The sequence below is a fragment of the Acidovorax sp. FG48 genome, assembly GCF_057809085.1.
Genome location: NZ_JBMDJH010000003.1, coordinates 70,230 through 92,798 on the forward strand (window position 1 = coordinate 70,230; position 22,569 = coordinate 92,798).

Below are 22,569 nucleotides of genomic sequence, written 5' to 3' on the forward strand. Positions count from 1 at the left end.
GGGTTGGTGGTTGTATTGGCGGGTCGATTTATGTGCGGCGCGCCAGCATCAGATCCAGGTTCTGCACCGCCGCCCCCGAGGCGCCCTTGCCCAGGTTGTCAAACACGGCGATCAGCAGCACCTGGCCGTGGCGGGCGTTGCTGAACACCCCCAGTCGCAGCTGGTTGGTGCCGTTCAGGGCCTGTGGGTCCAGATGCTCGGCCGCTTCGGTGGCGGCGGGGGGCATCACCTCGACAAAAGGGGCGTCGGCATAGTGCTGCTGCAGGCAGGCGTGCAGGTGTTCGCCTTGTGTGCCCGGCGCGAGCTGCCGCAGATGCAGCCCGATGGTCAGCACGATGCCCTGGCGAAAGGCACCGTACGAGGGCAAGAAAAACGGGCGCTGCGACAGCCCTGCGTGTTGCGTGATCTCGGGCGTGTGTTTGTGCTCCAGCTGCAGCCCGTAGACCTGGAAGGCGGGCGCATGGGCTGCCTCGGGGCCTTCGTGCGCTTGCACGCGAGCACGCCCTCCGCCGGAGTAGCCCGACACCGCATGGATGTTGAGCGCATGGTCGGCGGGCAGCAAGCCTGCCTGCACCAGGGGCCGTAGCAGGGCGATAGCGCCTGTGGGGTAACAGCCGGGGTTGCTGACGCGTTGCGCGTTGGCGATGCGCGCGGCCTGCGCAGCATCCATCTCTGGAAAGCCATAGGCCCATTGCGCGTCCGTGCGGTGGGCCGAGCTGGCGTCGATCACGCGCACGGCGGGGTTGTGGATGGCGGCCACGGCTTCGCGGGCGGCAGCGTCGGGCAGGCACAGGATGGCGATGTCGCAGCTGTTGATGGCTTCGGCGCGGCGGGTGGGGTTCTTGCGGTCGGATTCGGGCAGTGTCAGCACCTGCAGGTCGGTGCGGCCGTGCAGGCGCTGGTGGATTTGCAGGCCGGTGGTGCCTTGGTCGCCGTCAATAAAAACAATGGGCTGGGTGGTCATGGTGTGGATTCCTGGCATGGGGGGATGTGGAATCTTCCGCGCCGGTCTAAACTTTGAAAAGTTGAATTTCACAAACTTCAAGATCAGTTCTACTGAACGTCATGCGCGAACTCAATCTCGACCGGCTGCGCACTCTGGTCACCATCGTTGATCTCGGGTCTTTTGCCGAAGCTGCCCGCACGCTGCACCTGGCGCCGCCCACGGTCAGCCTGCACATTGCGGACCTGGAGGCGTTGATTGGTGCGCCGTTGCTGGTGCGCAAGCGGGGCGAGGTGCGGCCTTCCGGCGCGGGGGAGGTGCTGGTGGAGCGAGCCCGGCGCCTGCTGGCCGATGCCGACGAGGCCATGGACCTGGTGCGGCGCCAGGTGCAGGGGCTGGAGGGGCGAGTGCGCCTGGGCGCGTCCACGGGCGCCATCGCGCACCTGCTGCCCCAGGCGCTGGAGGTGCTGGGCCAACACCACCCCGGCATCGACGTGCAGGTGGTGGTGCTCACGTCGCAGGAGACCGTGTCGCGGCTGGCCCTGGGTACGCTGGACGTGGGTCTGGTGGCCTTGCCCATGGCCGCGGTGCGCGGGGTGACGGTGATGCCCTGGCGGCGCGACCCGGTGATGGCGTTCGTCCCTTCGGCCTGGGCGGCGCCCCGCAGGGTCACGCCCCAGTGGCTGGCGGGGCAGCCGTTGATCCTGAATGACGACGGCACCAGCCTGTCGCGCCTGACGAGCGAATGGCTGGCCCTGGCGGGCGAGCAACCCAAGGCGCGCATCCAGCTCAACTACAACGATGCCATCAAGAGCCTGGTGGCTGCGGGCTATGGAGCCACGTTGCTGCCGCACGAGGCCTCCACCGCCACGCCGCTGGACCTGCGCATCCGCATGCTGCCGGTGCAGCCCCGGCTGTGGCGCCCCCTGGGCATTGCCCACCGCGCGGGTCCGGTGGAGCGCGCCACCCAGCATGTGCTGGATGTGCTGTGGCAGCAGAAGCAGGTCTGACGCGAAGCGCAACCGGCATTGCGCGGCCCCAGGCGGCTGCCATCGCTCAGGCCGCGTCGTCCCCGATGAGCAACCGGGTGTCAGACACATAGCGGTGCGGCGGTACCTCCAGGTTGGTGGGCGCGGGCTTGTTCTTGAAGACGCGGCCTGCCAGGTCGAAGGTGGAGCCATGGCAGGGGCAAAAGAAACCACCCTGCCATTGGTCGCCCACGCTGGGGTTGCTGGTGCCTGCAGACACGGCGGTGGGGGAGCAGCCGAGGTGCGTGCAGATACCCACCGTGACAAACACCTCAGGGCGGATGGAGCGTTGCGGGTTGCGGGCGTACTCGGGTTGCTGGTCCTTGCGCGAGGCCGGGTCGGCCAGCGCGGCGTCTTGCTGGGGCAGGGCGGCCAGCATTTCGGGTGTACGTCGCATGACCCACACGGGCTTGCCTCGCCATTCCACCGTCTTCACGCCACCGGGCGCCAGGTCGCTGATATCCACCTCCACACCGGCGCCCAGGGCCCGTGCACGTTCGCTGGGGGCCAGGCTGGACACCAGGGGCACGGCGACCCCCGCCGCCGCCGCGCAGCCCGTGGCCGCTGTCAGCAGCACCAGCTGCCGACGCTCTGCGGAGGGATCGCCGTCGGTGCCTGGAAGGGAGCCATTGGGTGTAGCGGGGAAGAGGGCCATGGGGCGCTTTCAGAGAGAGGTAGGACTGGCCGTGGCGCCGAGAGGGGGCTCGACGGGGTGACGGCCACCGCCCGCAACGCTGCGGGCGGCAATGCTTTACCGCAAACGACGTGCCATCACCCGCAAGACCGGCCTGCCATGACGCGTCCCGCATGAAAAGCCTTTGAATTCAACAGGTTGCGCGCGCATATCGTGTGAGCGGGCGCGCTGCAGGTCCGGCCCCAGCCGGATGGACTGCCACTCCGTCTGCCAAATTAACTGCCAACTGCCATCCATTGCAGTCCCCATGGCATAGATCAAAGGCCCGTCGGCGAAACCGGAGCACCGTCAGGGCCTTTGCCTGTACCGAGGTTTTTTTGCCATGCCCCGTCTTCCCACGCCGCCCGCCGAACTGGTGTCCTTTCTGGAGGGCCTGCCCGATCCACACATCCTGCTGGACGACCGCTATCGCATCTTGGCTGCGAATAGCGCCTATCGCCGCCAGTTCGGTGCAGCGGGCGGTATGGAAGGTGGTGCAGAGGGCAGCGTGGTGGGGCGCACCTGCCATGCCGTGTCCCACCATGCCAGCGTGCCGTGTGACCAGGCGGGCGAGTCCTGCCCACTCGCGCAGGCGCGCGCCTCGGGGCAACGCGAACGGGTGCTGCATGTGCACCACACCGCCCAGGGCGAGGAATATGTACAGATCGAGCTGGCGCCGCTGGTGGGTGAAGACGGCAACACGGGGTTCTTTGTCGAAAAGATGGTGCCTTTGCCGGTGGCGGCGCAGCCGGTGCCGTCCGCGCAGGGGCTCATCGGGCGTTCGCCCGCGTTCCAGAAGATGCTGGGGCTGGTGGCGCGGGTGGCACCTTCGCGGGCAGCGGTGTTGCTGCTGGGAGAGTCCGGCACGGGCAAGGAGCTGGTGGCCCATGCCGTGCACCAGGGCAGCCTGCGCGCGCGGCGTGCGCTGGTGCCTGTGGACTGCTCCAGCCTGCCCGAGGCGCTGTTCGAGTCCGAGCTGTTCGGGCATGAGAAAGGGGCGTTCACCGGTGCGGCCCAGGCCCGGCCGGGGCTGGTGGAGGCGGCCGACGGCGGCACGCTGTTTCTGGACGAAGTGGGCGACATTCCCCTGCCGCTGCAGGTCAAGCTGCTGCGCCTGCTGGAGACAGGCACCTACCGCCGCGTGGGCAGCACCGAGCTGCGGAATGCTGACCTGCGCGTGGTGTCCGCCACCCACCGTAACCTGCAGCACATGGTGGCCGCAGGGCGTTTTCGTGAAGACTTGTACTACCGCCTGAGCACTTTCCCAATCCACCTGCCACCGCTGCGCGAACGCCAGGGCGATACCGCCCTGCTGGCACGCGCGCTGCTGGTGCGTGTGGCGCCCCCGCCCCGGGCACTGCAGCTGTCTGGCGCTGCGCTGGCCTTACTGGAGACCCGCCCTTACCCCGGCAATGTGCGCGAACTGCGCAACCTGCTGGAGCGCACCGCCTTGCTGTGTGATGGCGACACCATCGGCGCGGAGCATGTGCAGCAAGCGCTTGCCTGCGGCCTGCCGCCGCTCGCGGGGGCAGTGGAGGAGGGGGCCGGGGAGCCGCGTGCATCGGCGGCGTTGGCCGGGTCGTCACGCCAGCGGCGGTTGCTGGACGACCAGGCCCTGCAACAGGCTCTGGCAACCCACCAGGGCAGTCGCGCGGCGCTGGCGCGGCAGCTGGGCATCAGCGAGCGATCGCTGTACCGGCGGCTGAAAGCCTTGGGCGTTTGACGCCCATAGATGAAGAAATCGGCCCCAGGCGCATAGCTTGATTGCGTCAGCAGCTATTGTTTATATAGCGTCTGGCGTGCCGTGCCTGCCTAGACCACCGCATCGGGCGCCAGCGCGCTCAGCACCATGCGCACGATCAGCTCTTCGGCCTTTTCGTAGTCGCGCTCGGTCAGTGCAGGCTTGCCCAGCAGCAGGGCGAACTGGGCCTCCTGCTCCGCATACGCCTGGGTCACGGACCAGATGATGAACATGAGGTGCGTGAAGTTGACCTTGGCAATGCGGCCCTCGCGCGCCCAGCGCTCGAAGGTGCGCACCTCGGTCTTGAGCAGCGGCGCCACGCGTTCGGTGATGGCCGTGCCATACCGTGGTGCACCCGCAATCACCTCTTTGGTGAATACCTTGGCGCCCTGGGGGCGCGTGCGCGAGTAGTGCAGCTTGGCGCGGATGTAACGCCGCAGCGCTTGCTGCGGGTCGTCGCTGTGCGACAGGTCTTCCATGCCCGCCAGCCACTGGGTGAGCACATCGTCCAGCACCCGCTGGTACAGCGCTTCTTTGCTCGGGAAGTAATACAGCAGGTTGTGGCGGCTGATGCCGATGGCGGCGGCAATGCTCTCCAGCGAGGCGCCCTCAAAACCGAATTGCGCAAACTGGTTCTCCGCCTCGGTGAGGATGCCCTGCTCCTTGAGCAAGCGCGATGCTGTGGGTGCGCGGGGCGCGGCCTCGTCAAGAGTAGGCGGGCGGGCCACCTTGCGGGGGCGGGGGGCGGGGTTGGCAGGGGACGGGCGGGCTGCAGTCATTGCACCATTGTGGAACAAGCCGGGGCCTGAAAACTGGCAATTGGCTGGCTGGAGGCTGGCACGCGGTTTGCTGTAGGGATTTTACCAATTGGTAAATTTTTACGGGTTGGTAAATTGACCCACAACGCAGGGCAACGCCGCAACAAAGCAGCGGGCACCTGCACCCCACAGCGAGGACCACGATGAAACCTCCGAAGTTTGCGGGTGCCAGCATTCACGCTGGTGCCGCATTGGTTGGCGCCACTGGCTGGCGCTCCAACGCTGCGCGGCGTGCGCTTGCACGCCCCCAGGGCGCCCAGACCCCCACCCTCACCCTCTCGGAGGAAACCTGATGGACACACCCGCAAGCCGTGCCTGCGGCATTCATGCCGCACGCCTCAACCTGGCCGACTACGCCGTCAACTTCGGCGACGCCCACCCGCCGCTCACCCGGGCGCAGGCGCTGATCGAGGCCGAACGCTGCTACTACTGCCACGACGCGCCCTGCGCCACGGCCTGCCCCACGGGCATCGACATTCCCTCGTTCATCCACCGCATTGCGCAGGACAACAACCGGGGCGCGGCCCGTGCCATCCTGGAGGCCAACCCGCTCGGCGGCATGTGCGCCCGCGTGTGCCCCACCGAGGTGCTGTGCGAGCAGGCCTGCGTGCGCAACACCAACGAAGACAAGCCCGTGGAGATCGGCTCGCTGCAGCGCTATGCGACTGACGCCTTCTTTGCCCAGCCCGGTGCTCCGCTGTTCCAGCGTGCAGCCGCCACCGGCAAGCGCGTGGCCGTGGTGGGCGCCGGGCCTGCGGGCCTGGCCTGTGCGCATGGCCTGGCCGTGCGCGGGCATGAGGTGGTGCTGTTCGAGGCGCGCCCCAAGCTCGGCGGCCTCAATGAATATGGCCTGGCCAGCTACAAGACCACGAACAATTTCGCGCAGAAGGAAGTGGAGTGGCTGCTGTCCATCGGTGGCATCGAGGTGCGCACCGGCCAGCAACTGGGCCGTGACATCACGCTCGACAGCCTGCTGGGCGCCTACGACGCCGTGTTCCTGGGCCTGGGCCTGCAGGGCGTGAACGCGCTGGGCGTGGCCGAACCCACGGCCACCGGCCTGCGCAATGCGGTGGACTTCATCGCCGAGCTGCGCCAGAGCCCCGACCTCTCCACCCTGCCCGTGGGCCGCCGCGTGGTGGTGATCGGCGGCGGCATGACGGCGGTGGACGCCGCTGTGCAGTCGCGCAAGCTGGGCGCGGAAGAGGTGACCATCGTCTACCGCCGAGGCGCCGAGGCCATGCCGGCATCGGCTGTGGAGCAGCAATGGGCGCAGACGAACGGCGTGACCATTCGCCACTGGGCCGCACCCAAGGAGGTGCTGAGCGAAAACGGCGCGGTGAAGGGCGTGCGCTTCGCGGCCACGGCGCTGAGTGGCGGCAAGCTGGTGGAAACCGGCGAGACCTTCACGCTCGATGCCGACATGGTGCTCAAGGCCATCGGCCAGACCTTTGTGGCCGAGCCCGTGGGCAACCGTATAGCGCTGGAGGGCGGGCGCATTGCCACCGATGCCGAAGGCCAGACCAGCCTGCCGCGTGTGTGGGCCGGTGGCGACTGCCGCGTGGGCGGCCGCGACCTCACGGTGGAGGCGGTGGAGCACGGCAAGGTGGCCGCTGTCTCCATCCACGCCGCACTGATGGCCTGAAGTGGCCTGATCCCCTTCACCCCAGTTTTCACGGGAGCACCCCATGGCAGACATTCGCAGCAATTTTCTGGGCATTCAAAGTCCCAACCCCTTCTGGCTGGCCTCCGCACCACCCACCGACAAAGAGATCAACGTCACCCGCGCCTTCGAGGCGGGCTGGGGCGGCGTGGTGTGGAAGACGCTGGGCGAAGACCCACCAGTGGTCAACGTCAACGGCCCGCGCTATTCCACGCTCATGTCGCAAGACCGCCGCGTGATCGGCCTGAACAACATCGAGCTCATCACCGACCGGCCGCTGCACACCAACCTGGAAGAAATCAAGCGCGTCAAACGCAACTGGCCCGACCGGGCCATGATCGTCTCGCTCATGGTGCCCTGCGTGGAAGAGAGCTGGAAGAACATCCTGCCGCTGGTGGAAGACACCGGTGCCGACGGCATTGAACTCAACTTCGGCTGCCCGCACGGCATGAGCGAACGCGGCATGGGCGCGGCCGTGGGCCAGGTGCCTGAATACATCCAGATGGTCACGGCCTGGTGCAAGCACTACAGCAAGCTGCCCGTGATCGTGAAGCTCACGCCCAACATCACCGATGTGCGCCAGCCCGCGCGTGCGGCCAAGGCGGGCGGAGCCGATGCTGTGTCGCTCATCAACACCATCAACTCCATCATGGGCGTGGACCTGGACCGCATGGTGATGAGCCCGAGCACCGATGGCTGGGGCTCGCACGGCGGCTACTGCGGCCCGGCCGTCAAGCCCATTGCGCTCAACATGGTGGCGGAGATTGCGCGCGACGCGCAGACCGCCGGTCTGCCCATCAGCGGCATTGGCGGTATCACCACCTGGCGCGATGCGGCCGAATACATCGCGCTGGGCTGCGGTACGGTGCAGGTGTGCACCGCCGCCATGGTCTATGGGTTCAAGATCGTGCAGGACATGTGCGATGGCCTGTCCAACTTCATGGACGAGCACGGCTACGCCACGCTCGACGACTTCAAGGGCCAGGCCGTGCCCACGGTGAAGGACTGGAAGAACCTCAACCTCAACCACATCGAAAAAGCCGTCATCAACCAGGACGCCTGCATCCAGTGCGGCCGCTGCCATGTGGTGTGCGAAGACACCTCGCACCAGGCCATCACCTTCACCAAAGAAGGCGGCGTGCGCAAGTTCGAGATCAACGAGGCCGAATGCGTGGGCTGCAACCTGTGCGTGTCGATCTGCCCCGTGCCCGAGTGCATCACCATGCGCGCGCTGGAGCCAGGCGAAGTCGATGTGCGCACGGGCAAAAAGGTGACGGGCGAATACGCCAACTGGACCACGCACCCCAACAACCCGCAGCGCGTGTCTGCAGCCGCTTGATATGTGCCCCTGCGTGCGTTTGCCACAGGCCCCGCAAGGCGTTGCGGCAGCACCCGTTGTGGTGCCGATTTGCAACGCATGCTGCACTGCATCTGGTGCAGTTCTTGCGTGATCTCTAGCATCGCTCGCTTCCCTTTGCCCGCCATCTGCCAGCGTGAGGGCGCTGGAACAGACAGCGGGTTGTGTGCAACCCCAACGACGTCTTTGACAGGAGTACAGGCATGACCAACAGTACCGGCAGCGCGGCCCATGTGGCGGGGCTGATGCCCGGCGATGCATCCAACACGCTCGCCAATGAAGATCTGCTCCCCACCACCGCCGCGCAGCGACACTGGACGTGGAAGGACTTTGCCGCACTCTGGGTGGGCATGGTCGTGTGCGTGCCCACCTACACCATGGCCAGCTCCATGCTGGACCAGGGCTTCACCTGGCAGATGGCGGTGTGGCTGGTGTTCCTGGCCAACTGCATCGTGCTGGTGCCCATGGTGCTCATAGGGCGCGTGGGGCCCAAGTATGGGGTGCCGTTCCCGGTGCTGGCGCGTGCATCGTTTGGCGTCAAGGGCGCCAACCTGCCCGCCGTGCTGCGCGGCCTGGTGGCGTGTGGCTGGTTCTCCATCAACTGCTACTTTGGCGCGCTGGCGCTGCATGGGTTCCTCAACATCCTGGGTATGAATCTGGCGGGACCGGCCGATGGACAGACCATCAGCACCTCGCAGTTCATGTGCTTCCTGGCGTTCTGGGCGGTGCACATCTGGTTCATCTGGAAGGGGCCGGAGTCCATCCGCATGCTGGAGGTGATTGCGGCGCCGCTGATGATCATTGCGTCCATCGCACTGGTTGTGGTGCTGATGATGAAGGTGCCCTCGGGCCAGCTCTTCAACCTGCCCGCCAAGGTGGTCGAGGGTGGCCCCAAGACCTGGGCGGCGCTGACCGGTCTGGTCGGCTTCTGGGCCACGCTGGCGCTCAACATTCCGGACTTCACCCGCTTTGCCAAGTCGCAGAAGGACCAGGTGGTGGGCCAGGCCATCGGCCTGCCCATTCCCATGGCACTGTTCTCCATGGTGGGCGTGATCGGCTTCTCTGCCTCGGCCATCCTGTACGGCAAGGCCCAGCTGTTCCCTGATGGTCTGCTCACGCAGATGGGTAGCGTGGCCGCAGGCCTGGGTCTGCTGGTGATCTTGCTCGCCAACCTCACGACCAACGTGGCTGCCAATCTGGTGTCACCGTCGTATGACTTCAGTCAGTGCGCGCCGTCCAAGATCAGCTTCCGCATGGGCGGCCTGATCGCTGCGGGCATCGGCCTGCTGTTCATGCCCTGGAAGCTGCTGGCCACCTCGGGCGGCTACCTGTTCACCTGGCTGGGCGGCTACGGCACGCTGCTGGGCGCCATCGCGGGCATCCTGCTGGTGGACTACTACCTGGTGCGCAAGAGCGAGCTGAAGGTGGACGACCTGTACCGCCGTGGCGGTGAATATGAGTACAGCAACGGCTGGAACCTGCAAGCCCTGATCGCGTTTGCACTGGGCGTGCTGCCCTGCCTGCCCGGCTACCTGGCCGTGTCGGGCGTGGTGGACAAGGCGGGCATGCCTGCCATCTGGCTGTCGTTGTTCGACTCGGGCTGGTTCTTCAGCCTGGCGGTGGCTGGCACCTACTACTACCTGACGGCCAAGAAGAAGTGATGCCCCGGACCCTGCCTGGGCCTGGTGCCAGTGCAGGGTCCCTTTTTTTGAATTGATCTGTATCCCTGAAGGAGACCCCCATGAGCCAAGCCCTTGTGATCCGCGGTGGCACCGTGGTCAACGCCGACCGTGAACAGCGCGCCGATGTGTTGTGCGTCAATGGCCGCATCGTGGCCGTGGGGGAGGACGCTGCGGCGCAGGCCCCTGCGGGTGCAGAGACGTTGGACGCCAGCGGCCAGTACGTGCTGCCCGGCGGCATCGACCCGCACACGCACATGCAGCTGCCGTTCATGGGCACCGTCACCATGGACGACTTCTTCACCGGCACGGCAGCCGCGCTGGCGGGCGGCACCACGAGCATCATCGACTTCGTGATCCCCGACCCACAGGAACCCATCCTGGACGCCTACCGCAAGTGGCGGGGCTGGGCCGAGAAGTCTGCGGCGGACTATTCCTTCCACGTCGCCATCACCTGGTGGAGCGAGCAGGTGCGCGCCGACATGGGCACGCTGGTGCAGGAAGAGGGCGTGAACAGCTTCAAGCACTTCATGGCCTACAAGAACGCCATCATGTGCGACGACGAAACCCTGGTGAACAGCTTCAAGCGCGCACTGGAGCTGGGCGCCATGCCCACGGTGCATGCCGAAAACGGCGAGCTGGTGTACCTGCTGCAGCAAGAGGTTGCCAAGATGGGCATCACCGGCCCCGAGGGCCACCCGCTGTCGCGCCCGCCCATGGTCGAGGCCGAGGCCGCCAACCGCGCCATCGCCATTGCCGACGTGCTGGGTGTGCCCATCTACGTGGTCCACGTGAGCTGCATGGAGTCGGCCGACGCCATTGCCCGCGCCCGCGCACGCGGCCAGCGCGTGTACGGCGAGGTGCTGGCGGGGCACCTGCTGGTGGACGACAGCGTGTACCGCGACCCCGATTTTGCCAAGGCCGCCGCCTACGTGATGAGCCCACCGTTCCGCCCCAAGGGCCACCAGGAGGCGCTGTGGCGCGGCCTGCAGTCGGGCCAGCTGCACACCACGGCGACGGACCACTGCACTTTCTGCGCCGCGCAAAAAGCCATGGGCAAAGAGAACTTCGCCAAGATCCCCAACGGCACGGGCGGCGTGGAAGAGCGCATGGCCGCGCTGTGGGATGGCGGCGTGAACACGGGGCGCCTCACGCCCAGCGAGTTCGTAGCGATCACCTCGGCCAACGCCGCCAAGCTGTTCAACATCTACCCCCGCAAGGGCTACATCGGCGAAGGTGCCGATGCCGACCTGGTGCTGTGGGACCCCCAAGGCACCAAGACCTTCTCTGCCAAGACCCAGTTCAGCAAGGGCGACTTCAACATCTTTGAAGGCCGCACCGTGCGCGGCGTCCCCAGCCACACCGTGAGCCAGGGCCGCGTGGTGTTTGCCAACGGCGACCTGCGGGCAGAGCAGGGCAAGGGCCGCTACATCAAGCGCCCGGCGTTTGGCGCCAACTTCCAGGCGGTGCAAAAGCGCGCGCAGGACCTGGCCCCCACGGCGGTGGCGCGCTGACCGCTGCAATGCATCTGGAGAACACCATGGATACCAAAGTCAAACCCAACATCGACAACCTGCGCATCAACGGCCAGCGCCTGTGGGACTCGCTCATGGAGCTGGCGCAGATCGGCGCCACCCCCAAGGGCGGCGTGTGCCGCTTGACCCTCACCGACCTGGACAAGCAGGGCCGTGACTTGGTGACCCGCTGGGCGCGCGAGGCAGGCATGACCGTCACCATCGACAAGATCGGCAACGGCTTCATGCGCCGCCCCGGCCGCAACAACAACCTGCCACCCATCATGACCGGCAGCCACATCGACACCCAGCCAACCGGCGGCAAGTTCGACGGCAACTACGGCGTGCTGGCCGGCATCGAGGTGGTGCGCACGCTCAACGACCACGGCATCGAAACCGAAGCCCCCATCGAAGTCGCCTTCTGGACCAACGAAGAAGGATCGCGCTTTGTGCCCGTGATGATGGGCTCGGGCGTGTTTGCCAAAGCCTTCACGCTGGAGCACGCCTACGCCGCCACCGACACCGAAGGCAAGACGGTGAAGGGCGAACTCGAGCGCATCGGCTACATCGGCGACCAGGAGCCGGGCGACCACCCCATCGGCGCGTACTTTGAAACCCACATCGAACAAGGCCCGGTGCTGGAAGACAACGACAAGACCATCGGCGTGGTCAGCGGGGTGCTGGGCATCCGCTGGTTCGACTGCACCGTCACCGGCATGGAAGCCCACGCAGGCCCCACGCCCATGGCCTTGCGCAAGGACGCCATGCTGGCCGCCACGCGCATCATGCAAGACGTGGTGGCAGCAGCCCACCGCCACCCGCCGCATGGCCGGGGCACTGTGGGCATGGTGCAGGTGTTTCCCAACAGTCGCAACGTGATTCCGGGCCGGGTCAAGTTCAGCATTGACCTGCGCAACAGCACGGACGAACTGGTGGACGCCATGGCCGCCGAGGTCAAGGCCTTTGCCGACCAGGTGGCGAAGGAACATGGCGTGCAGGTGCACATCGAGATGGTCTCGAGCTACCCTGCGCAGCTCTTCCAGCCCGAGTGCGTGGAGGCCGTGGGTCGCGCTGCGGCCAAGCTGGGCTACAGCCACATGCCCGCTGTCTCGGGCGCCGGGCACGATGCGGTGTACATGGCCAAGCTCGCACCCAGCGGCATGATCTTCATCCCCTGCAAGGACGGCATCAGCCACAACGAGATCGAGGACGCCAAGCCCGAGCACATCGAGGCGGGGTGCAACGTGCTGCTGCATGCCATGCTGGAGCGCGCAGGGACGTAGTGCTATAGAAAATATAGCTTTTGGGCATGATTCTGTGGCGCTTGCACCCGTTTTTCTACCAAACGGGTGGAGCGGGTCAGTCCAGCTTCGTCAGCCCCAGAAAGTGGTCCAGCATGTGGAAGTGGTCTTCAAAGAATTCCTCTTCCATGCCGGCCAGCTGGTCAATGCGTGTCCACTGCACCAGCGCCGCATCGTCGTCGGCCTGCACCACCGGGAAGGGCGCATCGCCCAGGTCGAAGTAGTGTGCATGTGTGATGGTGCGGCCGCGCTGGCTGCGGTCGGGGTGGTCGAACACGGCCACCGACTGCAGCGCGGCGCGCATGGTGGCCTCGGGCAGGTGACAGTGGGTTTCTTCCACCAGCTCGCGCAGGCAGGACTGCCACACGGTTTCGCGCTGCTCGATGAAGCCCCCGGGCACAGCCAGCTGGCCTTTGCCGGGCGCGTGGGCGCGGCGGATGAGCAGCACCTGGTCCTGGCAGCGCAGCACGGCGTCTACCGTCACGAACACAGGCGGGTAGGGCGCGGCAGACCAGGCCTGGCGGTAGCCGCGCAGCATGCGCCATTCCTCCTGCAACGCGGCGTAGTGCGGCGTGTGCACAAAGGCCTGCAGCTGGGCCATCGTGCTCGCCGGGATTTGCGCGGCCAGCGGCGCCAGGGCTTGGTCCACCGTGTCGGCCGTGGCGCCAAAGTAGGCGTCGCGGATGGTGGTGGCGTCCATGCTGCCCTGGCGGGGCAGGTCGATCAGCGCCCAGCTGGGGAAGGCGCGCAGGTAGCTGCTGGTCGCGTCCTTGAAATGGCCCACCAGCCCGATGCGGTCGCCGGGCTGCGTGTGCCGCGCCACGCTGCGGCGCACGGCCTGCACCCACACGGCTTCGTTGTAATAGTCGCGCACGGGCAGCACGCGCATACGGTTGCGGTCGGCCGGGGGCAGTGCATCACGCAGCATGGCCTCGCGCTCTGCCCAGGTGAAGGGGTTCTTGGGCGAGCGGGCCTGCCAGGCCGAGCCCACCACCACGATGACCTGGGGCGCCATGCGCAGGGCCTCGTGCAGCAGGGCAAGGTGGCCGCTGTGCACGGGTTCAAAGCGGCCGATGAGGAGGGCGGTGTCGTACATGGGTCTCCAAAATTTTGAGGTTTTTGGCCTCTTGCGCTCGTCCATCATGCGCTTATAGCTACGATTTTAGTAGTGATTCCCTTTGGGGAATGGGCCGCGCCGCTGGGTACCGGCGCGGCCCTCGCCAGCGGACGCCGCGCAAGGGCCGCCCCGCCGCGCTGGCGTCGTCCCCGTTCCCACGCGCAGCGTGAGAGAAGGGGGAAGCCGCGAAGCGGCTCAGGGGGTTGTCACACATACTTTGCGGCGATGGGCATCTGCCGGCCGCTGCCAAATGCGCGCGGCCGCACGCGCAGGATGGGCGGGGCCTGGCGGCGTTTGTATTCATTGCGCGCCACCATCATGCGCACGCGCTGCACCAGGGCGCGGCCTGCGCCGTCGGTCTGCAGCTGCGCCACGAACGCCTGTGCGGCGGCCAGTTCGGGGGCCGACAGGCGCTCGCCTTCGATGAGCAGCTTGAGCACTTCGTCCAGCACGGGGTAGGGCGGCAGGCTGTCCACATCGCGCTGGCCCGGGGCCAGTTCGGCCGACGGTTCCTTATCAATGATGGCCTGCGGGATCAGTTCGCGCCCCGCTTGTTCGTTGACATGGCGCGACAGCGCAAATACCTCGGTCTTGTACAGGTCGCCAATCAGCCCCAGGCCGCCGTTGGTGTCGCCATACAGCGTGCAGTAGCCCACCGAGATTTCGCTCTTGTTGCCCGTGGTCAGCAGCAGGTGGCCGAAGGCGTTGGAGTATTCCATCAGCACGGTGCCACGGATGCGGGCCTGCAGGTTTTCGAGCGGGAGGCCCTGCAGCGGCTCGCCGAAGCTGCCCTCGAACTGCTTTGCGTAGCCTGCTACCAGCTCGGCAATCGGGTGGGTGTGAAACTGCACGCCCAGGTTCTGGCACAGCGCCACCGAGTCATCGACCGAGCCGCTGCTGGAGTAGCGCGAGGGCATGGTCACGCCCACCACGTTCTCAGGTCCGAGTGCCTGCGCAGCCAATGCCAGCGTGAGTGCGCTGTCGATGCCGCCCGAGCTGCCCACCACCACCTGCCTGAAGCCGCAGCGCCGTGCGTAGTCCTTGAGGCCCAGCAGGATCTGCTGGCGGTAGAACTCCATGGTGGGCAGGCCTTCGGCGGGCACCTGCGCTGGCGCCTGGCCATCGGCGGTGAGGAAGTGGCCGTTGTCAAACCGCAGTGTGCGCAGGTCCTCCACAAAACGCGGTGCCTCGAACACGATGCCTGCCTCGGGTTCGGCCGCGAACGATGCGCCGTCGTACACCACCTGGTCGTGGCCGCCAACCTGGTTCACATACAGGATGGGCAGACCGTGGCGGCGCGACGAGCCGCCAAAGATCTGGTGCCGCTGCTCGCGCTTGCCCACGTGGCTGGGGCTGGCGTTGATGCTGATGACCAGGTCGGGCGCAGCATCGCGCAGGCGCTCGAAGGGGTTGGTGGCGTAGTCGGCACCGTGGTCGTTCCAGCCGTCTTCGCACACCAGCAGGCCCACCTGCGTGCCGCCAATGCGCAGCACCTTGGCCACGTCCGGGCCGGGTTCAAAGTGGCGGCGTTCGTCGAAGATGTTGTAGGTGGGCAGCAGCTGCTTGGCATATTGCAGGCGCACGGTGCCGCCTTGCAGCACCAGCAGGCTGTTGTGCAGGCGCTTTCCCGGGCCTGTGGCGGGCGTGGGCGCGCTCACCACCCAGTGCAGCGCGGGCAGCTCGGCCGATGCCTGCTGCAGCGCCGCCAGGCCGTCCTGCACGCGTTGCAGGAAAGGCGGCTCGTCCAGCATGTCGCCGGGGTAGTAGCCACACAGCGCGAGCTCGCTGAACACGATGAGGTCGGAATGCTCGCGGGCGGCCTGCTGGGCGGCTGCCACCATGCGGGCCACGTTGCCCTCGATGTCGCCAACGGTGAAATTCAATTGGGCGATGGTGATGCAGAGCATGTTTCTTTTTCCTTGAATGCTTCAGGGCGCGTCGGAGTGGCTGAAAAGCTCAGCGAAGCGGTCCTGGCTAGGCGTTCAGTCGCAGACAGTACCGGAGGTACGGCAAGGCTGAACAACGACGCCAGGAGAGTTTTCTCAGCCACTCAGCCCCCAACGTTGAAGACTTGGCGCAAGTACGCGAGGTAGGTTTCATCGTCGCACAGCGTCTTGCCCGGCGTGTCCGACAGCTTGGCCACCGGCTGCCCGTTGGCGCGCACCAGCTTCATCACGATGTTGAGCGGCTTCATCTCCGGTGCATCCCCCATGTCGTTGGTGAGGTGGGTGCCGATGCCAAAACCCAGCTGCGTGCGGTCGCCAAAGTGCCGGTACAGCGCCAGCGCCTTGGTCAGCGTGAGGCCGTCGGAGAACACCAGCCGCTTGGTGTGCGCGTCTATGCGCAGCTTGGCGTAGTGGGCCAGCGCCTTTTCGCCCCAGGCCACCGGGTCGCCCGAGTCGTGCCGCAGGCCGTCGAACAGCTTGGCGAAGTACAGGTCGAAGTCGGCCAGGAAGGCGTCCATGCCCACGGTGTCGGTCAGTGCAATGCCCAGGTCGCCCCGGTATTCCTGCACCCAGTCTTCGAGCGCCGCCTTTTGAAAGTCGCGCAAGCGCACGCCCAGCGCCTGGTAGCTCTGCAGGTATTCGTGCGCCATGGTGCCGATGGGTACCAGACCCAGGTCGCGCGCCAGCAGCACGTTACTGGTGCCCTTGAACCACTGCGGCGTCTGCGTGGCAAAGGTCTGCACCACCTCGCGCTGCCAGGCACCGCTGTAGCGGCGGCGCAGACCAAAGTCGAACAGCTCGAAGGGGTGGCGCAATGTGGCCTGCTGCGCCAGGTCCTGCAGCTGCTGCACCTTGACCGCCAGCCGCTCGCGGCCGCTGGCGAGGGCGGCGTTGGCGTTGAAGCGGTGGAAGTACAGCTCGTTCACGATGGCCAGCACGAAAATCTCAAAGCCCATCACATGCACCTGCGGACCCTGGGCCACGATGTGCAGCTTGTCACCCTCGGCCCAGGCGCGGATGAAGCTGCGCTGGAACTGGAAGATGCGCAGAAAGTCGATGAAGTCGCTCTTGATGAACCGCAGGCCGCGCAGGTAGGCAAGCTCGTCTTCGCTGAAGCGCAGGGTGCACAGGTGGTCCAGCGCGGCATTCACTTCGGGCAACAGCTCGGCCAGCGGGTAGATGGGCTGGTTGCGGCAGACGAAGCGGTATTCGCTCTGCGTCTGTGGATGCCGGTGCAGCAGCGCCTGCCACATGGTGAACTTGTAGAGGTCGGTATCGAGCAGGCTGGTGATGACGGTGGCCATGATTTGCTCCTGAATGGATAGCTGCCGGGGTAGTAAGTAAAAGCGCTACAGGCTGATTTCGCTCATGGATGCCAGTTGCGCACCGGCCTTGCGCATCCCGTCCAGAAACGCCTGGTGCTGCGCTTCAAATCCCGCCACGGGGCTCATGCCGTCCGTTAGCAGCACGATGCGGCTGGCCTGCCAGCCGGGCACCAGGCGGGGCAGGTGCTGCACGATGTACTCGGTGGTCGAGCGCACGCAGTGGCTGCTGGCCTCGCCCGCAATCAACAGCACATCGGCCTGGCCCAGCGACTGCAGCAGGACGGTGTTGAGTGCGGTGCTGGTGTCGTCCGCATCGGGCACCTCGGCCTCGATGGCGCTGTAGTGCTCCGTCCAGGGGTTGGTGCCCTTGAACACATTGCGCACCGCGCGCTGGCGCTGCAGCTGCCAGTCGCCACAGGCGGCCAGCACATCGGCGTGGATGCCGTGGCCCCAGCTGCCCACCTCGCAGTGCACGGGCCAGACCATGAGCGTGTAGCGGCCCTGGGCTTCGAGTGCGTCCAGGTAGGCCAGCGTGCGGGGCAGGGCGGCCACATCGCGCGGCGCGAAGTGGCCTGCACGCACCTGGGCAGCGGTGATGGGAGTGAAGGGCGCCACCTCTGCCCCCGCGCCGGTCTGCCAGAAGCCGGGGTGGGCGATGTCGAAGCGCTGGTGCGAATCGAGCGTGACGGTGATGGCGTCGAGCTGATGGCCCTGGGTGCGAATGAAGGCCGCCAGGCGCTGCATGTCGGCGTGGGCGCCCGCCACGGGCAGGCTGGGCGCGTTGCCTGGGGGACAGTGGCTGGCGGGCAGGTCGCAGAAATCGTTTTGGGGGTCGATCACCAAAAGCTGGGTGGTACGCGTGGCCATGGTCTTTCTCCTTCGCTGTGGCTGCAGTGTAGTTTTGTTAGATTAATTTTGCAACTAAGTAAATTGAAAGCCGATGTTTCCGATGAGAACCGGAATGGCTGATTCGAGACGCTTTCCTGTGGATTGGCTTGGTGGTAGCCTTGTTCGTTCAAAGTTGCAATGAACTAAAGCCCCGTGACCTCCGAGAACATTCCCGCCGTGATCTGCACCGTGGATGTGGTGCTGCTCACTCTGGAGCAATCCACGCTGAAGGTGGCCCTGGTGCGCCGCGAGCGTGAGCCTTTCGCCCAGGCGCTGGCGCTGCCCGGCGGCTACATCCATGCGCAGGACGATGTGGACGCCCAGGCCAGCGCCGTGCGGGTGTTGCGGGACAAGGCTGGGCTCGAAAGCCCGTACCTGGAGCAATTGGCCACCTTCACCGGTGCGGTGCGCGATCCGCGCGGCTGGTCGGTGGCGGTGACCTATTGCGCCCTGGTGCCCGCCACCGTGCTGGCGCAGGCTGCGGGGCGGGTGGAGCTGGTGGCGGTGGATGCACTTCCGCCGCTGCCCTTCGACCACCGGCAGATCATCGACACCGCCGCATTGCGCGTGCGCAGCAAAAGCCAGTATTCGTCGCTGCCCGTGCACCTGTGCGCCGAGCCGTTCACGCTGCCGCAGTTGCAGGCGGTGTACGAAGCGGTGCTGGGCGAGCCGGTCAACAAGGTGAGCTTTCGCCGCAAGGTGGACGAGCTGGCCATGCTGGAGCCCGTGCCCGGCGCGCTGCAGACGGGCGGCGCCCACCGGCCCGCGCAGCTGTACCGGGTGCGCCCGGCCTATCGGCGGCAGCTGTCGCTCAGTGCCAGGGGGTTGTAGCGCGGCCTCCTCGCGCACAAAACATTGGACCGCCGCGCCCAAATCTGGCACAAACGCAAACTTTGTGTTCCACGAACGGTGGTCGCGCGCGGTCGGGTGCTCCGGCGCCAGGACTGCCTCATTGAAATACCGGCCCTGCGCCGGACCTGAGGGAGAACCATGTCTTTGCGGCTCAAATTCAACCTGGTGCTGGCGGGCGTGCTGCTGCTGGCGGTGCTGGGCGCGGGCGCGTATGTGCACCGCTTCCTGCAGCAGTCGGCCATTGAGGAGGTGCAGCACAACTCGCAGATCATGATGCACGCCGCCATGGCCATCCGCGACTACACCACCGAGCTGGTCAAGCCGCACCTGGATGTGACGCTGGCCGAGAAATTCCTGCCGCAGACCGTGCCCGCTTATGCCGCCACCGAAACGCTGCGTCGGCTGCAGAACCGGTTTCCTGGCTATGAGTACAAGGAAGCGGTGCTCAACCCCACCAACCTGCGAGACCGCGCCAACGAATGGGAGGAGCGCATCATCAGTGACTTCCGCGAAGGCCGCGCCGACCTCAAGAAAGAAGTGACGGGCGAGGTGGGCGAGGGCATGCACCGTGCGATGTATGTGGCGCGCCCCATCACCATCAAGCAACCCCAGTGCATGGCCTGCCACAGCACGCCCGCCGTGGCGCCCCCCACCATGCTGAAGGTCTATGGCGACAAGAACGGTTTTGGCTGGGGCATGAACGAAACCGTGGGCATCCAGGTGGTGAAGGTGCCGATGTACTTTCCTCTGGAGAAAGCGCGCCAGACCTTCAACACCGTGATGGCAGCGCTGGTGGGCAGCTTTGTGCTGTTGTTTGTCGGCCTGAACCTGTCGCTGTCGTCGCTGGTGATCGAGCCCATGGCGCGGCTGAACAGCAAGCTGGAAGACCTGGCCACCAAGGACTTCCTGACCGACCTGGTCAACCGCCGCCGGTTCTTCGAACGGCTGGAGGCCGACATGGCCGAGACGCGGGTCAAGAAGAGCCAGCTGTCGGTCGTCATGTTCGACATCGACTTTTTCAAGCGCATCAACGACACCTTCGGGCATGACTCGGGCGATGTAGTGCTGAAGAACACGGCGCTGCGCGTGCGCGAACTGCTGCGCTCGTCCGACTGCGCCGCGCGCTTCGGGGGCGAGGAGTTCATCATCCTGCTCAAGGAAACCCCGGTGGATGCCGCCATGGCCATGGCCGAGGCGGTGCGGGCCCGTATCGCGGGTGTGCCGTTCGACGCCGTGGGCCATGTGAGCGCCAGCTTTGGTGTGGCCACCTGGGACCACAAGGAAGACAGCCACGCCCTGATCAAGCGTGCGGATACGGCGCTTTACAAAGCCAAGTCCAGCGGTCGCAACTGCGTGGTGCAGGCCGAAGACGCTGCCTGATTTGCGGGCGCTGGACGTTAGTTAGGCGTCAGGCCGTCGCGGCCAGGGCTTCTTCGTAGTCCGCCCGGTAGTCAGCAGCCAGCGCGGTTTTCTGCTTTTCCGTCAGCAGTTTGCCCGCCATCTGGAAGAAGCGGTGTTCTTCTTCTTTCAGGTGGTGCTCTACCTTCTCGGCCAGCTTCTTGGCCAGGGGTAGCCATGCAGGGCTGGAGGGCTCGGTGTCTTCGAGCGACTCCACCAGCTCATCGATCTGGTGGTGCTCGGAAATGGCGTGGCGCGACAGATCAATGCCTGCGTCGTGCGCCATCAGCGGGATGTAGAAGTGGCGGTCCTCCGCCTGGGCGTGGGCGGCGAGCTCCTTCTTGAGCCGATCGAACAGATCGCGCCGCTCGGGCGTGTCGCCGCTGGTGTTGGTGAGTGCGCTGTACAGCGCGCGCTGGCGCTCGTGGCTTTCGCGCAGGGCTTCGAAGATGTTGGTGGTATCAGTCATGGTGGGCTGTGCAGTGGTGTGGAGGGCGGCGCGTGGCCTTACTTGAGCACCTTGCGGGCGGCGCCCACGCCGATGGCGGCGAGCACCACAAACACCACAGCGATCACCAGGAACAGCACAAACAGCACCTTGGCGATGCCCGCCGCGCCTGCGGCCACCCCGCTGAAACCCAGGGCCCCTGCCACAAGGGAAATCAGGGCAAAAATGATGGCGTACTTCAGCATGGTGGTCGCTCCTTGCAGTGGATGTTGAGGCAGCGCGGGGCTGCGGAGGGTGTGCAGGAACGATACCGATGGGCGGTAGAGTGCGCCGTCAGCGCAGGCGGGCGGCAGGTGTAGGAGAGTGCCGCTGGCGGGCTGCGGTGAGGCGCCAAAAGAAAAGCCGCAACGCGGGGCGTTGCGGCTTGGGGGGCGGGGCGGCTCTGACTGTGTTCTGGTCTGCGCTCACATCGCTGGCGCGATATGAACTCCGCCGAAGACCGATACCGCGCTGTCAGCGCGGCGGGCTTACAGCCCGGCTGCTGTCCGCAGGGTCGCAGCTTTATCGGTCTTTTGGCCCGCGCTCACATTGCTGCGCGATATGAGCTTCGTCCACGTTCGGAAAGCCGCGCGTGCCGCGCGGCGGGCTTACAGCCCGGCTGCTGCCCGCAAGGCCGCAGCTTTATCGGTCTTCTCCCAGCTGAACTCAGGTTCTTCACGGCCGAAGTGGCCGTAGGCTGCGGTCTTTTCGTAAATCGGGCGCAGCAGGTCCAGCATCTGGATGATGCCCTTGGGGCGCAGGTCGAAGTGTGCGCGCACCAGCTTGGCGATCTGGTCGTCGGGGATGACGCCCGTGCCTTCGGTGTAGACCGTGATGTTCATCGGCTCGGCCACGCCAATCGCGTAGGCCACCTGGATCTGGCACTGGCGGGCCAGTCCAGCGGCCACGATGTTCTTGGCCACGTAGCGGGCAGCGTAGGCGGCCGAGCGGTCCACCTTCGTTGGGTCCTTGCCGCTGAACGCGCCGCCGCCGTGGGGGCAGGCGCCGCCGTAGGTGTCCACAATGATCTTGCGACCGGTCAGGCCGCAGTCGCCTTGTGGGCCGCCGATGACGAAGCGGCCGGTGGGGTTGATCAGGTAGCGCGTGTCCTGTATCCATTCCTTGGGCAGCACGGGCTTGATGATCTCTTCGATGATGGCTTCCGTGAACGAGGCCTTCATCTTGGTTTGCGTTTCGCTCTGGTCAGGGTGGTGCTGGGTGGAGAGCACCACGGTGTCGATGCTGTGGGGCTTGCCGTCCACGTAGCGCATCGTGACCTGCGACTTGGCGTCGGGGCGCAGGAAGGGCAGACGGCCGTCCTTGCGCAGCTGGGCCTGGCGCTCCACGAGGCGGTGGGCGTAGTAGATGGGCGCGGGCATCAGCTCGGGCGTTTCATCGCAGGCGTAGCCGAACATCAGGCCCTGGTCGCCAGCACCGGTGTTCAGGTGGTCGTCGCTCGCGTGGTCCACGCCCTGGGCGATGTCGTTGCTCTGCTTGTCATAGGCCACGAGCACGGCGCAACCACGATAGTCGATGCCGTAGTCGGTGTTGTCGTAGCCGATGCGCTTGATGGTGTCGCGCGCTACCTGGATGTAGTCCACATGCGCGTTGGTGGTGATTTCGCCCGCCAGCACCACGAGGCCGGTGTTGGTCAGCGTTTCAGCGGCGACACGGCTGCGGGGGTCTTGTTTGAAGATCGCATCGAGAATCGCGTCCGAGATCTGATCGGCCACTTTGTCGGGGTGGCCTTCGGAGACGGATTCCGAGGTAAAGAGAAAGTCGTTCGCCATTTGAATAAACTCCTGTGTTCCGGCATTTGGGGCGTTGCCCTCACCCCGAAGG

The 22,569-nt window shown here is 66.1% G+C and carries 20 protein-coding genes; 10 read left to right on the forward strand and 10 right to left on the reverse strand.

Annotation, left to right across the window (positions count from 1 at the left end; genetic code table 11):
* Positions 1-28: 28 nt before the first annotated feature.
* A complete protein-coding gene (gene argC, locus ACODSU_RS05180; RefSeq protein WP_488840638.1) occupies positions 29-964 on the reverse strand; it encodes an N-acetyl-gamma-glutamyl-phosphate reductase in 936 nt (311 codons plus the stop codon).
* A gap of 101 nt (positions 965-1,065) precedes the next feature.
* On the opposite strand from argC, the gene ACODSU_RS05185 reads away from it, so the two are divergent.
* Positions 1,066-1,953 (forward strand): LysR family transcriptional regulator, encoded by an 888-nt coding sequence (locus ACODSU_RS05185; RefSeq protein ID WP_488840640.1) that lies wholly within the window; start codon positions 1,066-1,068, stop codon positions 1,951-1,953.
* Between the two features lie 46 nt (positions 1,954-1,999).
* Here ACODSU_RS05185 and petA read toward each other — a convergent pair whose 3' ends face one another.
* On the reverse strand, positions 2,000-2,626 hold the full coding sequence (gene petA, locus ACODSU_RS05190; protein ID WP_488840642.1) for a ubiquinol-cytochrome c reductase iron-sulfur subunit: 627 nt from the start codon (positions 2,624-2,626) through the stop codon (positions 2,000-2,002).
* 361 nt (positions 2,627-2,987) lie between these two features.
* Here petA and ACODSU_RS05195 point away from each other — a divergent pair, with 361 nt between their 5' ends.
* On the forward strand, positions 2,988-4,367 hold the full coding sequence (locus ACODSU_RS05195) for a sigma-54 interaction domain-containing protein (protein ID WP_488840644.1): 1,380 nt from the start codon (positions 2,988-2,990) through the stop codon (positions 4,365-4,367).
* Between the two features lie 89 nt (positions 4,368-4,456).
* On the opposite strand, the gene ACODSU_RS05200 is transcribed toward ACODSU_RS05195, so the two are convergent.
* On the reverse strand, positions 4,457-5,164 hold the full coding sequence (locus tag ACODSU_RS05200) for a TetR/AcrR family transcriptional regulator (protein ID WP_015012630.1): 708 nt from the start codon (positions 5,162-5,164) through the stop codon (positions 4,457-4,459).
* A gap of 182 nt (positions 5,165-5,346) precedes the next feature.
* Here ACODSU_RS05200 and ACODSU_RS05205 point away from each other — a divergent pair, with 182 nt between their 5' ends.
* The 6 genes from ACODSU_RS05205 (at position 5,347) to ACODSU_RS05230 (ending at position 12,696) form a co-directional block, all read left to right on the forward strand.
* Positions 5,347-5,496 (forward strand): hypothetical protein, encoded by a 150-nt coding sequence (locus ACODSU_RS05205; RefSeq protein WP_488840646.1) that lies wholly within the window; start codon positions 5,347-5,349, stop codon positions 5,494-5,496.
* Positions 5,496-6,845 (forward strand): NAD(P)-dependent oxidoreductase, encoded by a 1,350-nt coding sequence (locus ACODSU_RS05210; protein ID WP_488840648.1) that lies wholly within the window; start codon positions 5,496-5,498, stop codon positions 6,843-6,845. Before ACODSU_RS05205 ends, ACODSU_RS05210 begins: the two co-directional genes overlap by 1 nt.
* A 43-nt stretch (positions 6,846-6,888) precedes the next feature.
* Positions 6,889-8,202: an NAD-dependent dihydropyrimidine dehydrogenase subunit PreA gene (gene preA / locus ACODSU_RS05215; protein WP_488840650.1), complete on the forward strand. Its 1,314-nt coding sequence runs from the start codon at positions 6,889-6,891 to the stop codon at positions 8,200-8,202.
* Between the two features lie 221 nt (positions 8,203-8,423).
* Complete coding sequence (locus ACODSU_RS05220; protein WP_488840652.1) at positions 8,424-9,881, forward strand: NCS1 family nucleobase:cation symporter-1; 1,458 nt, start codon at positions 8,424-8,426, stop codon at positions 9,879-9,881.
* Between the two features lie 80 nt (positions 9,882-9,961).
* Positions 9,962-11,413 carry a dihydropyrimidinase gene (gene hydA, locus ACODSU_RS05225; protein WP_488840654.1) on the forward strand — a complete coding sequence of 484 codons (1,452 nt, stop codon included), beginning with the start codon at positions 9,962-9,964 and terminating at the stop codon, positions 11,411-11,413.
* Between the two features lie 26 nt (positions 11,414-11,439).
* A complete protein-coding gene (locus tag ACODSU_RS05230; protein WP_488840656.1) occupies positions 11,440-12,696 on the forward strand; it encodes a Zn-dependent hydrolase in 1,257 nt (418 codons plus the stop codon).
* Positions 12,697-12,772: 76 nt separating this feature from the next.
* Here ACODSU_RS05230 and ACODSU_RS05235 read toward each other — a convergent pair whose 3' ends face one another.
* From ACODSU_RS05235 to ACODSU_RS05250, 4 genes are all read right to left on the reverse strand, one after another.
* Complete coding sequence (locus ACODSU_RS05235) at positions 12,773-13,810, reverse strand: bifunctional nicotinamide-nucleotide adenylyltransferase/Nudix hydroxylase (protein WP_488840658.1); 1,038 nt, start codon at positions 13,808-13,810, stop codon at positions 12,773-12,775.
* Positions 13,811-14,037: 227 nt separating this feature from the next.
* Positions 14,038-15,738, reverse strand: coding sequence for an NAD+ synthase (locus ACODSU_RS05240; protein ID WP_488840659.1), 1,701 nt, complete (start codon positions 15,736-15,738; stop codon positions 14,038-14,040).
* A 143-nt stretch (positions 15,739-15,881) separates the two neighbouring features.
* Positions 15,882-17,081 carry a nicotinate phosphoribosyltransferase gene (pncB, locus tag ACODSU_RS05245; protein ID WP_488840661.1) on the reverse strand — a complete coding sequence of 400 codons (1,200 nt, stop codon included), beginning with the start codon at positions 17,079-17,081 and terminating at the stop codon, positions 15,882-15,884.
* Positions 17,082-17,126: 45 nt separating this feature from the next.
* Positions 17,127-17,969 carry a cysteine hydrolase family protein gene (locus tag ACODSU_RS05250; RefSeq protein ID WP_488840663.1) on the reverse strand — a complete coding sequence of 281 codons (843 nt, stop codon included), beginning with the start codon at positions 17,967-17,969 and terminating at the stop codon, positions 17,127-17,129.
* 174 nt (positions 17,970-18,143) lie between these two features.
* Here ACODSU_RS05250 and ACODSU_RS05255 point away from each other — a divergent pair, with 174 nt between their 5' ends.
* On the forward strand, positions 18,144-18,821 hold the full coding sequence (locus tag ACODSU_RS05255; RefSeq protein WP_488840665.1) for an NUDIX hydrolase: 678 nt from the start codon (positions 18,144-18,146) through the stop codon (positions 18,819-18,821).
* Between the two features lie 159 nt (positions 18,822-18,980).
* Positions 18,981-20,222, forward strand: coding sequence for a diguanylate cyclase (locus tag ACODSU_RS05260; protein ID WP_015012641.1), 1,242 nt, complete (start codon positions 18,981-18,983; stop codon positions 20,220-20,222).
* A 28-nt stretch (positions 20,223-20,250) separates the two neighbouring features.
* Here the strand turns inward: ACODSU_RS05260 and ACODSU_RS05265 are convergent, their stop codons facing one another.
* The 3 genes from ACODSU_RS05265 to metK form a co-directional block, all read right to left on the reverse strand.
* Positions 20,251-20,709, reverse strand: a complete 459-nt coding sequence (locus tag ACODSU_RS05265; protein WP_110959763.1) for a hemerythrin domain-containing protein — start codon at positions 20,707-20,709, stop codon at positions 20,251-20,253.
* 38 nt (positions 20,710-20,747) lie between these two features.
* Positions 20,748-20,933, reverse strand: coding sequence for a DUF1328 domain-containing protein (locus ACODSU_RS05270; RefSeq protein WP_010462162.1), 186 nt, complete (start codon positions 20,931-20,933; stop codon positions 20,748-20,750).
* Between the two features lie 402 nt (positions 20,934-21,335).
* Positions 21,336-22,517, reverse strand: a complete 1,182-nt coding sequence (gene metK, locus ACODSU_RS05275; RefSeq protein ID WP_488840667.1) for a methionine adenosyltransferase — start codon at positions 22,515-22,517, stop codon at positions 21,336-21,338.
* Positions 22,518-22,569 lie beyond the last annotated feature (52 nt).

Excerpts from the sequence above, each read along its gene's own strand:
- argC (WP_488840638.1), bottom strand. The coding sequence starts at position 964 with ATGACCACCCAGCCCATTGTTTTTATTGACGGCGACCAAGGCACCACC.
- ACODSU_RS05185 (WP_488840640.1), top strand. The coding sequence starts at position 1,066 with ATGCGCGAACTCAATCTCGACCGGCTGCGCACTCTGGTCACCATCGTT.
- petA (WP_488840642.1), bottom strand. The coding sequence starts at position 2,626 with ATGGCCCTCTTCCCCGCTACACCCAATGGCTCCCTTCCAGGCACCGAC.
- ACODSU_RS05195 (WP_488840644.1), top strand. The coding sequence starts at position 2,988 with ATGCCCCGTCTTCCCACGCCGCCCGCCGAACTGGTGTCCTTTCTGGAG.
- ACODSU_RS05200 (WP_015012630.1), bottom strand. The coding sequence starts at position 5,164 with ATGACTGCAGCCCGCCCGTCCCCTGCCAACCCCGCCCCCCGCCCCCGC.
- ACODSU_RS05205 (WP_488840646.1), top strand. The coding sequence starts at position 5,347 with ATGAAACCTCCGAAGTTTGCGGGTGCCAGCATTCACGCTGGTGCCGCA.
- ACODSU_RS05210 (WP_488840648.1), top strand. The coding sequence starts at position 5,496 with ATGGACACACCCGCAAGCCGTGCCTGCGGCATTCATGCCGCACGCCTC.
- preA (WP_488840650.1), top strand. The coding sequence starts at position 6,889 with ATGGCAGACATTCGCAGCAATTTTCTGGGCATTCAAAGTCCCAACCCC.
- ACODSU_RS05220 (WP_488840652.1), top strand. The coding sequence starts at position 8,424 with ATGACCAACAGTACCGGCAGCGCGGCCCATGTGGCGGGGCTGATGCCC.
- hydA (WP_488840654.1), top strand. The coding sequence starts at position 9,962 with ATGAGCCAAGCCCTTGTGATCCGCGGTGGCACCGTGGTCAACGCCGAC.
- ACODSU_RS05230 (WP_488840656.1), top strand. The coding sequence starts at position 11,440 with ATGGATACCAAAGTCAAACCCAACATCGACAACCTGCGCATCAACGGC.
- ACODSU_RS05235 (WP_488840658.1), bottom strand. The coding sequence starts at position 13,810 with ATGTACGACACCGCCCTCCTCATCGGCCGCTTTGAACCCGTGCACAGC.
- ACODSU_RS05240 (WP_488840659.1), bottom strand. The coding sequence starts at position 15,738 with ATGCTCTGCATCACCATCGCCCAATTGAATTTCACCGTTGGCGACATC.
- pncB (WP_488840661.1), bottom strand. The coding sequence starts at position 17,081 with ATGGCCACCGTCATCACCAGCCTGCTCGATACCGACCTCTACAAGTTC.
- ACODSU_RS05250 (WP_488840663.1), bottom strand. The coding sequence starts at position 17,969 with ATGGCCACGCGTACCACCCAGCTTTTGGTGATCGACCCCCAAAACGAT.
- ACODSU_RS05260 (WP_015012641.1), top strand. The coding sequence starts at position 18,981 with ATGTCTTTGCGGCTCAAATTCAACCTGGTGCTGGCGGGCGTGCTGCTG.
- ACODSU_RS05265 (WP_110959763.1), bottom strand. The coding sequence starts at position 20,709 with ATGACTGATACCACCAACATCTTCGAAGCCCTGCGCGAAAGCCACGAG.
- ACODSU_RS05270 (WP_010462162.1), bottom strand. The coding sequence starts at position 20,933 with ATGCTGAAGTACGCCATCATTTTTGCCCTGATTTCCCTTGTGGCAGGG.
- metK (WP_488840667.1), bottom strand. The coding sequence starts at position 22,517 with ATGGCGAACGACTTTCTCTTTACCTCGGAATCCGTCTCCGAAGGCCAC.